Origin of the sequence: Paraburkholderia silvatlantica (assembly GCF_003096715.1) — a bacterium.
Classification (GTDB): domain Bacteria; phylum Pseudomonadota; class Gammaproteobacteria; order Burkholderiales; family Burkholderiaceae; genus Paraburkholderia; species Paraburkholderia silvatlantica.
Genome location: NZ_QEOL01000010.1, coordinates 1 through 15619, shown reverse-complemented (window position 1 = coordinate 15619; position 15619 = coordinate 1). Strand labels below are relative to the sequence as shown.

Sequence of the window (15619 nt, the reverse complement as noted above, 5' to 3'; positions counted from 1 at the left end):
GAGAACGGCGATGAGATCCACCATACTCACGGCAAACCTGTTAGGTATGCTTAAGGTATCGATTGCGGCTTTCGTACTGTTGAGCGCAAGCGAAATGGCATGCGCCCAGGCGACCGTCAATCTGACTGCGAAGGCCACCACTGCCGTGATGCCTGACGGGCAGAGCGTGCCGATGTGGGGCTACACGTGCTCGTCGGCGGTAGTTGCGCCTGCTGCGTGCGCGGCCGCGAACCCTGGGGCGGGAACGAACTGGTCGCCCGTGGTGATCACGGTGCCGCCAGGGCAGCTCACGATCAATCTCACGAACAACTTGCCGGGCTCTGTGCCGACTTCGCTCGTGATCGTCGGGCAACTGGGCGCGGGTCTGGGCACGACGGCGACGAGCATGCCGAGCCCGACGCACCCCACGCAGACCGCGACCACGTGGCCAACGGCCGCTGCCGCGCCCGGCGGCGCGTCCTTCACACCGCCGACACAAGTGGCCCGCGTGCAGTCGTTCGCGACTGAAGTCGCGCACGGGAGCACCACGCCGCTCTCGTGGAACAACCTGAACCCCGGCACCTACCTGATCGAGTCGGGCACGCATCCGTCGATCCAGGGGCCGATGGGGTTGTATGGCGTGCTGGTGGTGAGAACGGCGGCCAACGGCACGACGCCGGCGCAAGCGTATCCCGGCGTCAGCTACGACACCGACGTGCCGCTCGTGCTGAGCGAAATCGATCCGGTGCAGAACACGGCGGTCGCGGCGGCTGTGGCGACCCCGGGCTTTAGCGAAACCATGGCCTGGTCCGGCCAGCCGGGCGGCTGTGGCGATTCGAAGTCGACCGCGTTCGGCACCTGCTATCCGCCCACGGTGAACTACGATCCGCGTTACTACCTCATCAACGGCGTCTCGTTCGACCGCACCAATCCGGGCGCTTCGACGTTCGCTGCGACGAGCGCCGCGACTACCGGTCCGGTGATGCTTCGCTTTGTCAATGCGGGTCTGCGCATGCACGTGCCGGCGGTGGTCGGCGCACAAACCGGCACCTCGCCGGTTTCCGGCTTCGCGCTGATCGCCGAGGACGGTAACTTGCTGCCCGGCAATCCGCGGATCCAGTCGGAAGTGTTCATGGCGGCGGGCAAGACTTACGACGCGCTGGTCAACATGCCGGCGGCAAGCACCTCCGCGCTGCCGGTGTTCGACCGCGAGTTGAGTCTATCGACCAACAACGCGCGCGATGGCGGCATGCAGGGCTACATCAGCATCAACAACGCTACTGCGGCGTCACAGGCAGCCGTAGCGAGTGCGACGGTCACCGGTTCCACGTACTTCTTCGTTCCCGGCAAGACGCTGACCGTGTCCGACCCGGCGAGAGGCGTGGCAGCGAAGGACTCCAATGTCTATGGCGTGCAGGTGAAGACCCCGCCCACTGGCGGCGCGCTGACGCTCAACCCAGACGGCACGTTCGTGTACACGCCGAATGCAGGCACGACGGCTGACAGCTTCCAGTACCAGGCGAACGGCAATCCGAACGCCGCGGCGACGGTGACGCTCACGGCGTGCACGACCGGCAACGGGTGTCAGTCCGGGCCGCCCACGGCCGGCAATGCCGCCTATACGAGCAACATCGCCTCGCGGCTGCAGATCGCGGAGCCCGGTGTGCTCACGTACGCCAGCGATCCGAATGGACTCCAACTCACCGCGACGCTGGTCGGCACGCCGACGGGCGGTTCCGTCACGCTGAATCCGGACGGCTCGTTCACGGCCAGCCCGGCAACGGCGCCAATGGGCAGCGCTGCGTCCGCCAACGTGACGTTCCAGTACCAGGCGGTGAATGCGCAGAACACGGCAAGCAACACGGCGACCGTGACGGTGACGTTCAAGGGCGGCAGCGGACTCGTCGTCAACGTGCTGGATGCACCCAGCACGCAGCCGGGTAAAACCCCCGTGAAGATCAGCGACTACCGCTGGATCATCGAGGAAGACCGTACCTTCCAGATCGATCCGGCCTGCCAGGTGAACTCGCCTACGCGTCCGGCGACGTGTCCGCCGCTGCCGCTGCCGGTGCCGAGTCTCGGCGCGAATTTCCACACGAGCTACATGCCGGTGGTGGCCGCGGGCTGTGTCGGCGTCGCCGCGTGCGAAGCGGGCCAGACGGTTTACGATCCGGCGAGCCAGACCCACAAACCGGCTGTGTGCGACATCGGCAACGGCGTGTGCCGGACAACGGCCGCGCAACAGGTGCCGGTGGATCCGTCGCAGGTGGCGCTCGATCCGAAGAAGCGCTATTACATTTCGATCCTGCCGGGCAACGCCTACAACTCGTTCACGAACGGCGGCGGCGCTCCGCAGCCGGTCGATCCGACCAACCCCTCCGGTCCGCAACGGCAGTTCGATATTTCCAAAGACTGTCCGACGGTCGCGAATTTCGCGCCGGGCACGGGCAAGTGCGGCAACGGCATGGGCGGCGCGCCGATCTCGGCCGGACAGACTTCGGTCAATGTGTTGCTGGAGGAATCGCCCTTCCCGACCGCGAAGGTTTCGGTGTTCGTGTTCGAGGACGACGCACCGCTGAACGGCGAAGTGGACGTGAGCGGCGGCACCGACACGTTCGGCTCGGCCCGCGAGCCGGGCCTCGGCGGCTTCGAGATCAAGCTGTGGGACGACGCCGGCGGCAGCGGCAGCCCGACCGGACAGATGACCTACGATATGTTCAATATGCCGCTGTCCAATTCGTTGGCGGGCACGATCGATCCGGTCACCAACCTCAATGCGTGCCCGATTTCGACGAACCCGGACGGCCTTGTCGGCATGATTCCGACCTGCCCGAAATACGAGTCGGACGGCAAGACGCTGTCGCCGCTCGTCGGCCAGGCCATCGTCGCCAACCTGATGCCGGGTAGGTACGGCATTATCGCGACGCCCGCTGCCGACCGTATCGCGCGTGGCGAGGAGTGGCTGCAGACGAACACGCTGGACGGTCAGAAGGCCCACGACTCGTTCATCAAGATCGGTGGCCCGGCGTACTTCCAGGAGTTCGGGCCCGCGGGTTTCCATGTCTCGATCGGGTTTGCGAACCCGAAGATCATCAACGCACGGCTGCCGTTGCTGTGCGCCACCTCGACCTGCAACAACGGGCTCAAGGGCCGGGTGACGAACCTGCACTATAGTCGTCCGCCTGACGAGCATCTCTACGGCAGCCAGTCGCGCAAGCCGTTGAGCTTCACGCAGTGCTATGTGAGCGTGGGCGATCCGGACGGCGAAGACTACGCGTTCACGAAGTGCAACGCGGACGGCACGTTCAGCTTCACGGGGCTGCCCGCGGGCATTACCCGCATCACGGTGTTCGACCAGTGGAACGACCAGATCGTCGACGGGCTCGCATCGGCCGTGACGCTCGGAGGCGGCACGGTGACGGATGCCGGCGATATCGCGGTGCTGCAGTGGCAGACGAATCTGTACACGCGCACGTTCCTCGACACGAACGGCAACGGCGTGGGAGATCCGGGCAAGCCCGGCCTCGCGCTGCTGCCGACCAACATCCGGTTCCGCGACGGCAGCTATTCGGATTTCAACAACACGGACATGAACGGCTATGCGTCGTTCAACGAAGAGTTCCCGTTGTTCAACTGGTACGTCGTCGATACCGACCTGACCCGCTTCAAGCAGACCGGTGTGCACGTTGTCTACGATGCTGGCGGTCCGCCCGACGGCACGCCGGGAGGCGGCAAATCGACGATCGCCGCGAACTACGCGAACACGCTGGAATCGGTCCATCTGCCAACTAACCTGCGAGTGCCGGGCGCGGTGTACTGCAACGACGCGGACTGCAACGACCGCTCCGGCTCGAATCCTTCGACCGGCAGGGTCGATCCGCCGTGGGTGACCACCATGGGCTGGCAGGGCTTCTCGGGCCAGAGCTCGTTCATCGAGTTCGGCAAGACGCAGTACGCGGCGAACGAGAATGGCGGCATTCGGGGCGAAGTCATCTATGCGTCGACGCGCCCGTTCGATGACCCAACGTTGCTGGTTCATACGAAGTGGACGCCCGACGTGCCGAACGTCACGGTGAACCTGTATCAGGAAGGCGTCGCCGCGGACGGTTCCACGAGCCTGAGGCTCGTCGACACGACGAAGACCGCGAGCTGGGACGACTGGGCCCAGGGCTTCCGTCCGGACGGCGTGCCGAACATGAACTGCCCGGGCCAGAGCACCAGCGATCCGTTCTTCTTCACGCTGCAGAACACCAGGATGTGGCTCGACCCGCAGCAGCGGACGCTGCCGAACAATTCGCAGTTCAAGTGCTATGACGGCATGCACGTGTTCAACCAGGTTCAGCCGGCGCCGTTCGACGGCATGTACCAGTTCCCGAGCGTGACGAGCCGTGACCCGCATAGCGGCCTGCCGACCGGCACCAACTGCACGATTTGCCAGGCGAATCCCACGAAGGACGGCACGCAGATGCTGCCGCCGGGCAAGTATGTGGTCGAGATCATCGTGCCGCCGGGCTATGAACTCGTGAAGGAGGAGGACAAGAACATCCTGATCGGCGATAACTACATCGCGCCGGTCACGCAGCAGTTCGGCGGGATCGGCGACATCTTCATCCTGCCCGACCAGGCCGCGATGAACGCCACTTACAACCGCAACAACGCCCAGAATCCGACCACGGATCTTGGCTCGACCCCACACGGCGAAGGCGACACCGGGTCCATCGAACGCTTCTGGCCTTGTGTGGGCGAACTGCGGATCGTGCCGGACTACATCAGCCTGTTCCCGGGCTCGCAGGAAGTCGCGCCGTTCGCGGGGGCATCGAGGAATCTGTGCGACCGCAAGGAGGTGGAGCTCACCGACCAGAGCGCGGTGCTCGCGAAGTTCTGGATCTTCAGCTCGACGCACGTGGCCGCGCACTACACCGGCTTCATGCTGGACGACTTCTCCTCCGAGTTCGATCCGTATTCGCCGCAGTTCGGTGAGAAGTTCGCTGTACCGAACGTTCCGGTGTCGTTCAAGGACTTCGCGGGCAACGAAATCTCGCGCACCTATTCGGACCAGTGGGGCATCTTCAACGGGCTGACCTACTCGACCTGGCAAGTCAATCCGCCGAACCCGACGGGCTACGCGCCGACGATGATGGTCGCTTGCATGAACGACCCGTACATGCCCGACCCGGCGCATTCCGGCCAGACCATCAAGGATCCCCTCTACAACCCGGCATACAGCCAGTTCTGCTACGAGATTCCCTTCATGCCCGGTCAGACGCAGTACATGGATACGCCGGTGGTGCCCGTCGCGGCCTTCGCGGACGGGTATAACCAGGTGGACTGCGCCTATCCGGACGGCACGCCGGGCATTGCCTCCGTGACGGGCGACCCGATTCCCGGCAACACGTCCGCGGGCAGCAACGGCGGCGCGGGCCCGTGGGTCAGCGGGCCGTTGAAGACGTTGACGATCACATCGGTCGGCACGCAGCAGGTGCCGAACCACGCATACACGGGACCGAGTGCCGCCAAGGCGCCGTTCAACCAGAAGTTCATCACGCGCAACTACGGTTTCGGCCAGCAACGGGGTGTCGTGACGATCGCGGGCATCCCGGCGCCGGTGACATCGTGGAGCGACGCGAAGATCACGGTGATCGTGCCGCCTCTGCTCGGTCCCGATGCGGCCTGCACGATCCAGCAGCGCGGCGTGGCGACGCCGACCCAGTGCGGCCAGCTCGTCGTCACCGCGGCCAGCGGCAAGCGTTCGATCGACGCGGTCACCGTTACGATCGGCGGCAAGGCGCCGACCTACGTGGTCGGCGAGAACACGGCGGGCAATGCGATCCAGACTGCGATCGATCATGCCACAGCGGGCGACATGATCGTCGTCGGGCCGGGCACCTATAAGGAGATGCTCCTCATGTGGAAGCCGGTGCGGCTGCAAGGCGTGGGTGCAACGTCCGTGACGGTGGATGCGAACCCGCATCCGTCGGGCAAGCTCGATCCGTGGCGCCGGCAGGTAGGGTGCCTGTTCGGCGACGCGCTGAACGGCGGGCTGATCTCGGCGAGCAATCCGTACGATCCGACCGGCGCGTACAGTTGCCTTGCCTCGATGCAGCGCAAGATCGACGGGATCCCGTTCGAGCCGACTTCGGGCTGGGATTTCAACCTCAACGGCAACCTCGCTGAGACGCTGATCGAGCCGACGCTGATGGGCGCGTACGAAGGCGCGGCGATCACCGTGCTCGGCAAGGGTGTGAAGGACGTGCTCGTGGGCGGTGTGCTCACACAGGACCAGAACTGCGTGGCGAATGGTATCTGCACGCCGCTCACCAACAGTGCTGCGGACTGCAATAACTATCCGAGCAACTTCCTGTGCAACCCGTCGCGCATCGACGGCATGTCGTTCACGAACAGCTCGCAAGGCGGCGGCGGCATCTACCTGCATGGCTGGAACCACTATACGGAGGTGTCGAACAACCGCGTCTTCTCGAACGCGGGGACGCTCACAGGCGGCATCATCATCGGCCAGGTCGAAGTGCCCGACGGCACCATCGCGGCGAACAACGTGACCCAGCTGCCGTTCCAGTACAACGTCCACGTGAACGTGCACAACAACCAGGTCACGTCGAACGCGTCGTACGGCGACGAGATCAATTCGACCACGCCGTCTTCGGCCGGAGGGGTGACGTTCTGCTCGGGCGCCGACTACTACCGGTTCAACTACAACTGGGTCTGCGGCAACATCAGCAGTGGAGATGGCGGCGGTGTCGCGCACTTCGGCTTCAGCTACAACGGCGACCTGTCGCACAACTGGATCCTGTTCAATCAGAGCAACAACCCGACGCTGCCGACGTACGGCGGCGGGCTGATCGTTCAGGGTGTGCCGCCCGACGGCACCTTCTGCGAAAACGCGACCACGGACGTCGACTGCGCGCCGCAGCTTTCGGACGGCGCGGGCCCGGACATCACGATCGACGGCAACCTGATCGTCGGCAACACGGCGGAAAGCGGCAAGGGCGGCGGCCTGCGTCTGCAGGGCGTCAACGGCACCGACGTGCAACGCAGTCCGAACAACAGCTCCGGGTGGTATCGCGTGAAGGTCACCAACAACATCATCGCGAACAACGTGGCGGGTTGGGCTGGCGGTGGCGTGTCGCTGCAGGATGCGGTGGCCGTGAGCTTCATCAACAACACGGTCATCTCCAACGACACGACCGCTACGGCCGGCGTGCTGTTCAATACGTCCGCTGCGACCCAGGCCAACGTCGGACCGCCGAACTGCACGACTTCAGGAGCGGAAACGACGTGCCAGCCGACCACGACATCGCAGTACGAGCCGGCCGGGCTCGAGACCGCGCGCCATACGCAGAACCTGGTGGCGGCATTCACGAGCCCGAACGTGAGGTGTCCGGCAGGCAACCCGAGCTGCACGACGTTCTCGAACCCGGTGCTGACGAATGACCTGTTCTGGCAGAACCGCACCTTCTACATCACCGTGGGAGGACTGGATCCGGGCATCGCGGGGCTGCAGAACGTGGTCACGCTGAATCCGTCGCTGAATCAGGCCGGACACGGCACCGGCTACTGCGACCCGAAGGCGGTCTACTGGGACATCGGCGCGTTCGGCGATACCGGAGCCTCGAACCATGGGTCCGGTCTGACGATGAACCCGCGGTACTCGATCCTGACCGACGCCGGCGACTATCCGAACGCGAACAACAGCGGATCGAATCCGGCCGTCGTGCATCAGTACTGCAACGGTGCGCGTGTGCCGCCGGAAGCGGGCGGCATCGGCATCACGGTGCCCCCGGGCATTGCGGACACGGTGCTGCCGAATCCGTTGTTCAGCCTGCTGCCGTCGGCCACGCCGGACGAGGGCAACAACTGGATCAACATGTCATACGGTCCGCTGTCGCTGTTCAACGAGGCGAGCACAGGAGCGCAACTCGACGTGCTGCTCGGCAACTACACGATCCCGGGGACCTCGCCGGCGGTCAACCACGCCACCGCGGCGGGTTCGCCGAACCACGACATCTTCGGCACGCCGCGGCCGCAGCTGGGTGGCTACGACATCGGCGCGGTGGAGTTCGTGCGGCCTGGCGTGCTTGCATCGCAGCCGTACCCGCTTGCGCTGGGGGTGAACAATCCGGCGACGCTGCTCGGCTTGCTGCAGGGGATCTTGCCGGCCGCCGCGACTAGCGGCGGCGCTGGAGGTACGCCTGCACTGCCGACCGCCCCGGCGGCACCGCTGGCTCCGAAGACGCTGGGGGCGTTGCCATGAGCGGGTGTTGCCATCGGTGGCCGCGGGCGCTGCTGATTGCCAGTGGTGTCTGCCTCGCCGTGGCCCGGCTTCAACCGGCCGCGGCCGAGGAAAGCGCGAGCGCGGCGCACAAGCCCGCCGCGGCCGCGGTGAAGCAGTCGCCCTACTCGCCGGCGAACCTGCCGCAGCGCGCGAAGGGCTACTACGAGTTGGCGCAGGGCATCGACCACCTGAGCGTGCGCCGCACGGCGTCGGGCAACCTGATCCGTTTCAGCTATCGCGTGACGGACCCGGTGGCGGCACGGCCGCTTGGCGAAAAGACCGCAACGGCGGTGATGTTCGGGCGAACGAGCCATGCGTTGCTCGAGATCCCGGTGATGGACAAGGTCGGCGCGCTGCGCCAGAGCGGTCCGCTGGAAACCGGTCAGGAGTACTGGATGGTGTTTTCTAACAAGGGCGGAGTGATCAAGGCCGGAGAGCGCGTTGACGTTTTCGTGGGGTCGTTTCACGTTGACGGGCTGATAGTCCAATGATTGCGCAACCGCTCTTGGGGCGTAGATATTGAGGAGATGACTGATGAACCGCTTTCTTTCGCTGGCAATCCAGGGCGCGTCGGTGGTGACGCTTCTGGCAAGCGCTCCGGCAGCGCTTGCGGGGTCTTCTGCGGCAAGCGCGCAGACCGCGGGAGCGGCGCATATGAGCGCGGCACAGATCGTCGACCGCAACGTCGCGGCGCGCGGCGGCCAGCAGGCGTGGCACGCGGTCAACACGATGACGATGTCGGGGCAGCTCGAGGCGGGCGGCACGAAGAACACGAAGCTGCCCTTCACGATGACGCTCAAGCGCCCGCGCAAGAGCCGTATCGAGGTCCGCTTCAACGACCAGACGGCATTCCAGGTCTACGACGGCGCGCAGGGCTGGAAGGTCAGGCCGTTCCTCGGCCGCAACGAAGTGGAGCCCTACAGCCCCGCGGAGGCCAGGGCGGCCGCATCGTGGGCCGAACTGGATGGCCCGCTCGTGGACTACGCGGCGAAGGGCACGCGCATCGACGTGCTCGGCATGGAAATGGTCGAAGGGCACCGCGCCTATGTGCTGAAGCTGACGATGAAAGACAACACGACGCGCCGCATATGGATCGATGCGTCCAGCTTTCTCGAACTGAAGAGCGACGGGGACGCGCGCAAGCTCGACGGCAAGATGCACAACGTCGCCATCTTCTATCGCGACTACCGGAAGGAGGGCGGCCTCGTCATGCCGCATACGCTCGAGACGGTTGTCGTCGGCGCGCGAGGCACGCACAAGCTGATCGTCGATAAGGTCACGGTGAACCAGCCGGCGGACGACACGCTCTTTGCCAAGCCGCAGCTTACGGTGACGAAAGTGACGCACCCGGCGCCGGTCGTCGGCGTGAACCCGGTCTTGAGCCCGGGGACGCACCCGGCTGCGAGCACTGGCACACGTCCCAATGCAAGTGCGAACGCCGCTGCGCACCCGAGCCCACGCCAAAGCGCAAGCCACTAGCCGCTGGGTGCCCCGATGAGGTTGACGGCCATGAAACCAGTCGCAGTATGGGTGCTCGCCGCCAGTGTTGCGGCGGCCGTGTTCGCGGGCGAGCAGATGCCCGCGCAGGATCTGAGCGTGGATCAGATCGTCGAGAAGAACGTCGAAGCGAGAGGCGGCCTCGAAGCCTGGCGTAAAGTCCAGACCATGATCTGGTCCGGCCACGCGGATAGCGCCAATGCGCCCGCACCCGATCTGCCTTTCGTCCTTGCCATGAAGCGCCCGAACAAGACCCGCTTCGAGGTCACGGTGTACAACCAGAAGTCCGTGCGCGTATTCGACGGCAAGCAGGGGTGGAAACTGGGCCCGAACGGCATGGGCAGCGCCACGCCGCGGCCGTACTCGATGGATGAGGCGACGTCCGCGCGCGACGAGCAGGTGATCGACGGGCTCTTGATCGACCATGCAGCGAAGGGCGTCAGCGTCACGCTGGAGGGCATGGATCAAGTGGGCGGGCGCGATGCGTATCGTCTTGCCGCGAAGCTGCCTTCCGGCGTGACCCGCCATGTGTGGATCGACGCTAAAACATTTCTCGACGTACAGATCGACCACCAGGTGCGCACCCCGCTCGGGCAAACGGTCGTGGTGCTGGTGAGTTACAGCGGCTTCAGGAGCGTCGAGGGGCTGCAAATACCGCTCGAGATCGAGAGCGGCGCGGTGGCGTCCGACAAGAGGGACAAGCTGACGATCGACAAGGTGTCGCTCAATCCGTCGCTGGACGATGGAATCTTCACGAGACCCGCGCCGCCGCAGATGCACCACAAATCGGTTTCAATCGATGTCGATGCCTCGCCGGCGCTGCCTGGCCCCGGGCATCCGTCGCCCTGACCATGAAGCGCGCGGGAAGCGGGCCAGGAGGCCGCGCATGGGCACCATCGCTTGCGGCGCGATGGTTTGCTCCATGCGCGCCGCTCGCCCTGTCGCTCGCCGCGCTGATCGTGCCTGTGGGCGAAGGGCGTTGCGCACCGGCGGCGCAGCAGGCCACGCATCAGGCCACAGCAGGCAGCGCGGGAGAGGCCCTCTACCAGCAGGGCATCCTGAGTTCGGGCGAACCGCTCGAGGCAATGCACGACGGGGGCGTGCACCTGCAAGGCGCAGCCGCGGCCTGTATGAACTGCCATCGCCGCAGTGGCCTGGGCTCCAAAGAAGGCAACAGCAGCATCCCCCCGATCACCTGGCGCTATCTCGTCGAGCCGCGCGCACAAAACCCGGAAGAGGTCGATTTGCCGTACGTTCCAGGGATGCGCGCCGAACGCGAACCGTACACGGACGCGACGATCGCGCGCGCCATTCGCGAGGGAATCGACTCGGAAGGCAAGCCGCTGAGCAGCCTGATGCCGCAGTACGCGCTGAACGACACCGATATGCAGGCGCTGATCGGTTATCTGAAACACCTCGATCGGCGCAGGCCGCCGGGCATCACCGATACCGTGCTGCACTTCGCGACCATCATCACGCCCGATGCCGACCCCGTGAAGCGCGCGGGCATGCTCGACGTGCTCACGCACTACTTCGCTGACAAGAACGTCTTTCCACTCGGCGCGGTGCCGCCGTTGCGTTCGTCGCGCAAGATGATGTTCATGGTGAATCGCCGCTGGGAACTGCACGTGTGGGAGCTCAAAGGTCCGCCGGACACCTGGCGTGAACAGCTTACGCGGTTTCTCGCCCAGCAGCCTGTGTTCGCAGTGGTGTCGGGTATCGGAGGCAAGAACTGGGCGCCGGTTCACGACTTTTGCGAGCAGGAGGCTCTACCGTGCCTCTTTCCCAACGTGGAAGTGCCGGTCGAAGCCGATCACGATTTCTATTCCGTGTACTTCTCCAAAGGCGTGCTGCTCGAAAGCGGCCTGATTGCGGCGCGCATTGTCGAGGAGGCGGGCGCGAAAGAGGCGGGTGCGCCAACGCACGTCTGGCAGGTCTATCGCGCCGGAGACAACGGCGAGCGCGGCGCGCAAGCGCTTGCCACCGCACTGAAGGCGCACGGCATCGCGGTGTCGGAGCACGCGCTTGCCCCCGGCGAGAGCGTTGCGCACGCCATGCAGGGGATACCGCGGCCGGACGTGCTGGTGCTATGGCTGCGTCCACCGGACGTCGCGGCGCTCGCGCGAATCCCTCCAGCGACGCATACCGTGTTCATGTCGGGCCTCATGGGCGGGCTGGATAGCATCCCCTTGCCGGCAAACTGGCGCGACGTCACGCGCCTCGCGTACCCGTTCGATTTGCCGGAAGGGCGGCGCGTGCGCGTCGACTATGCGTTCGGCTGGTTTTCGATCAGGCAGATTCCGATGGTGGCGCCCCAGGTGCAGGCAGACACCTATCTTGCCTGCGGCCTGCTCGCTGAGACGCTGAGCCATATGGTCGATGCGTTCGTGAGGGACTACCTGGTGGAGCGCATTCAGGACATGCTCGAACGCCGCATCCTGACGGGGTACTATCCGCGCCTGACGTTGGCGCCGGGACAGACATTCGCGTCCAAGGGCGGCTATATTGTCCGCTTTGCCGGGCCGGATCACATCAAGCTCGTGGCCGATGGGGACTGGATCGTGCCGTGAGGTCAATTGCGTGATGCTGGCGCGTATCACTCAAGCGCACGCATTCACACGCTCACCCAATTAAATAGTATGCCGAATTGATTGAAATGCGCGGCTTCGTTTCGAAAAAGCCGCGTCGCTCAATGCTGTGCGAGAACGGCAAACGGGCAATTGACACACTGCGACATCTAGCGAAACGCCTACCCCAAGAGGAGGACCTTGACCCATCCCGATCCCGAATGGGCGTTTGCACAATGAAGTCATCGCGTGAGGTTCGAGAGGTTCATCGTGAACGCCGCCATGACAAGAGCCCTTGTCGGCCATGCAGCCTTTCACAGCTTGCTGCGCGGCGGCTGGATACTCGCCTTCGCAATGCTGGTATTGCTGCAGGCGACCACCGCATACGCGCTGCCGATCTTCGCGCGCCAAACCGGACAAAGTTGTGTGGCTTGCCACGCCGGCGGGCAATTTCCGGAACTCACGCCATATGGGCGAATGTTCAAGCTCACCGGCTACACGCTCGGCGAACGCACGATCCCGATCGCAGCCATGGCAATTGGCGATCTGAGCCAGACGAGGGTCAACAACGACTCGAGCGGCAACCCCATCAACACGAAGAACGGTCTGCCTATATTCGACTTTGCGAGCATTTTCCTCGCCGGCAAGATCACCGACAAGATCGGCGCCTTCGCGCAGTTCACCTATACGAACTATGACCATCAGAATGGCGTGACGAACAAATGGGAAGGCCACTGGGGATCCGACAATACCGACTTCCGGTTTGTGGACCGGATCATCGGGGAGGCGAACGATCTCATCCTCGGCGTGACGGTGCACAACAATCCGACCGTGCAGGACGTCTGGAATTCCGCGCCGGCATGGGGTTATCCGTACATTTCATCGACGATCAGTCCGGTTGCCAAAATCCCCAACCTGCCCGTCATCGAAGGCAGTCTGGCGTCGCAGGTGGCAGGCGTCGGCGGATACCTGTACTGGAACAAGACGGTCTATGCCGAACTGACCGCGTACAGCACGGCCGACGGCATCTGGTCGTTCATGAGTCACGGCAACGCGCAAGGGAATGCGGCTCACCCACAAACCTATCTGCGCGGCTACAACCCGTACGCGCGCATTGCGCTGACGCGAGACTGGGGGCCGCATAGCGCGATGGTTGGCGCGTTCCTGTTGAACGTGAACATCTATCCGAACGACTCCAGCCAGTTCCCGATCTTTACGCAGGGCGTGACGCGCTACCGGGATTACGGCATGGACGCGCAGTACGAGTACCTGCTCGAACCGCACACGATCACAGCACAGGCGCGCTATGTGCGTGAGAACATCCACGACCCGAACAATTTCGTGCTCAGTGACAGCACGTCGGGGAATCTCGATTCGCTGAGACTCAAGGCATCGTACGTCTATCAGGCCAAGTACGGCATCAGCCTTTCGTTTTTCAATACGACAGGTAGTCCCGACAGCGCGGCCTACTCGGGCAGTGCGAACTTCCACCCCAACACGCAGGGCTGGATGCCGGAAATATTCTGGATACCGAATCAACGTATTCGAATAGGCTTGCAGTACACGCACTACACGAAGTTCTTCGGCGCCACGTCCAACTACGACGGCACCGGGCGTAACGCGAGAGACAACGACACGCTCTTCATTTATCTGTGGGCCGCTTCATGGTGATGTCCCGGGCGCTGTTTCCGGTGCGCCGTGCCGAAGCGGCTGCGTTTCTGCGCTGATCGCAAGCACGACAGAAATGGCAGTAAGGAGGTTGGCAACATGAAAAAAATGGCGCAAATCGTCTCCATAGGGATGCTGCTGGCCGGGTCGGCCTGCCAGGATCTGGAGCATTCGCGGCAGGTTGACAACCCGATGGTTTCGGGCAAGACCATCGCGTTGCAGGTGTGCTCGAACTGTCACGGCGTGAACGGCGTTTCCGTATCGCCTACCTTTCCGAAGCTCGCCGGGCAGCGAAAGGAATACCTGGTCGATCAACTGACGGACTTCAAGAGCCATTCGCGCACCGACCCGAATGCGCAGCGTTTCATGTGGGGCTTCACGCATTTGACCGACACACAGATCGACGAGCTTGCCACGTATTTCTCGGGGCAATCCGCGGTTCTGGGCGAAGCGAGCGATCTCGCGCTCATCAGTGAAGGCAAGGCAATCTATCATTCGGGCCTGCCTGACAAGGGCGTTGCGGCGTGCATTGCGTGCCACGGACCGCATGGCGAGGGGATGAATCAGTTTCCCCGGCTCGCGGGCCAGCACGCGGACTACGTCGTGAAACAGCTCGAGGTGTTCCAGCAAACCGACACTCGGCCTCGCGGCGCGCCCATGAAGGCCGTGTGCGCCAACATGTCGGACCGGGACATGCGCGCAGTGGCGGCGTACGTCGAGGTGTTTCCGCCGGAAGAGGAGGTGTCTGCCAGCCCGGCAGGCAATCAATGAGCAGGGAATTGAATCTGGCGCGGCTGCGCTCAACGGCTTCGGTGCCCGCCTCCTCAACGGGCATCTTTCATGGTGCGCCGTCTCCCCCGGGGCGCGCACCCTTTTTATGCCCGGCGGGATGCACTACGCCATTCCGTCTACGTCCTTCCTGAATGGGGAATGCCATGAAACCAGGCTCATGCTCTCCAGATGCCGCAGTGCCCTCTCCAGCAGCGGCACGGCGTCGGCCTCGGCTCACGCGCGGCGCGGATCAAAGGAGCGTGCTGGACGACGGGCGCCCGTTCCCGAGTCGCCTCGACGCCTTTGACTGGCTGTTTGCCCTTGCCATGGTTGCGGGCGCGGGCCTGGCCTTGTCGCGCTACAACGCGTACATGAACGACTACGACAAGCTCGTGCTCGGCGGCGCGACGCCGGCGCTTGTCGTGCTGGGCTGGCGCTGGAAGCCGGCGCGGTTATTGATCGTCTGGATCGCGCCGCTGTCGTTATTCACCATCCAGCTGTATCAGGGCGATTTGCAGCGCGCCGACAGCACGTTTTTCCTGAAGTATTTCCTCTCCAGCCAATCGGCCATCCTGTGGATGAGCACGCTCTTCGTGCTCGCCACGCTGTTCTACTGGATCGGCCTGCTCTCTCGCTCGCCCTCGGGTGGCTCGATCGGCTCGAAGCTCGCGTGGGCGGCGGTGCTCATGGGCTTTGTCGGCCTGATGGTGCGGTGGTACGAGTCCTACCTCATCGGCGCGGACGTCGGGCATATACCCATTTCGAACCTCTATGAAGTGTTCGTGCTGTTCAGCCTCATCACCGCGCTCTTCTATCTGTATTACGAAAAGCACTACAACACGCGTGC

The 15619-nt window shown here is 64.1% G+C and carries 7 protein-coding genes and 1 pseudogene; all 8 read left to right on the top strand.

What is annotated here, in order from left to right; all coding sequences use genetic code 11:
- The first annotated feature begins 10 nt into the window (after positions 1–10).
- Positions 11–8248 (top strand): Ig-like domain-containing protein, encoded by an 8238-nt coding sequence (locus C7411_RS15065; protein ID WP_110385081.1) that lies wholly within the window; start codon positions 11–13, stop codon positions 8246–8248.
- Between the two features lie 59 nt (positions 8249–8307).
- On the top strand, positions 8308–8760 hold the full coding sequence (locus tag C7411_RS15060) for a hypothetical protein (RefSeq protein ID WP_243413170.1): 453 nt from the start codon (positions 8308–8310) through the stop codon (positions 8758–8760).
- A 43-nt stretch (positions 8761–8803) separates the two neighbouring features.
- Positions 8804–9748, top strand: coding sequence for a LolA-like protein (locus tag C7411_RS15055; RefSeq protein ID WP_243413169.1), 945 nt, complete (start codon positions 8804–8806; stop codon positions 9746–9748).
- A gap of 30 nt (positions 9749–9778) precedes the next feature.
- On the top strand, positions 9779–10615 hold the full coding sequence (locus C7411_RS15050; protein WP_110385079.1) for a LolA-like protein: 837 nt from the start codon (positions 9779–9781) through the stop codon (positions 10613–10615).
- Between the two features lie 2 nt (positions 10616–10617).
- Positions 10618–12336 carry a c-type cytochrome gene (locus C7411_RS15045; RefSeq protein WP_110385078.1) on the top strand — a complete coding sequence of 573 codons (1719 nt, stop codon included), beginning with the start codon at positions 10618–10620 and terminating at the stop codon, positions 12334–12336.
- 279 nt (positions 12337–12615) lie between these two features.
- On the top strand, positions 12616–14004 hold the full coding sequence (locus tag C7411_RS15040; protein ID WP_110385234.1) for a cytochrome C: 1389 nt from the start codon (positions 12616–12618) through the stop codon (positions 14002–14004).
- 27 nt (positions 14005–14031) lie between these two features.
- The gene (locus tag C7411_RS15035) at positions 14032–14772 is read left to right on the top strand and encodes a c-type cytochrome (RefSeq protein WP_243413168.1); all 741 of its coding nucleotides are present in this window, start codon (positions 14032–14034) and stop codon (positions 14770–14772) included.
- A 164-nt stretch (positions 14773–14936) separates the two neighbouring features.
- Positions 14937–15619, top strand: a pseudogene (locus C7411_RS15030) (c-type cytochrome biogenesis protein CcsB); the annotation flags it as partial.

What these genes read in the sequence shown, in the direction of transcription:
- C7411_RS15065 (WP_110385081.1), top strand. Translation starts at nt 11, where the DNA reads ATGAGATCCACCATACTCACGGCAAACCTGTTAGGTATGCTTAAGGTA.
- C7411_RS15055 (WP_243413169.1), top strand. Translation starts at nt 8,804, where the DNA reads ATGAACCGCTTTCTTTCGCTGGCAATCCAGGGCGCGTCGGTGGTGACG.
- C7411_RS15045 (WP_110385078.1), top strand. Translation starts at nt 10,618, where the DNA reads ATGAAGCGCGCGGGAAGCGGGCCAGGAGGCCGCGCATGGGCACCATCG.
- C7411_RS15040 (WP_110385234.1), top strand. Translation starts at nt 12,616, where the DNA reads ATGACAAGAGCCCTTGTCGGCCATGCAGCCTTTCACAGCTTGCTGCGC.
- C7411_RS15050 (WP_110385079.1), top strand. Translation starts at nt 9,779, where the DNA reads ATGAAACCAGTCGCAGTATGGGTGCTCGCCGCCAGTGTTGCGGCGGCC.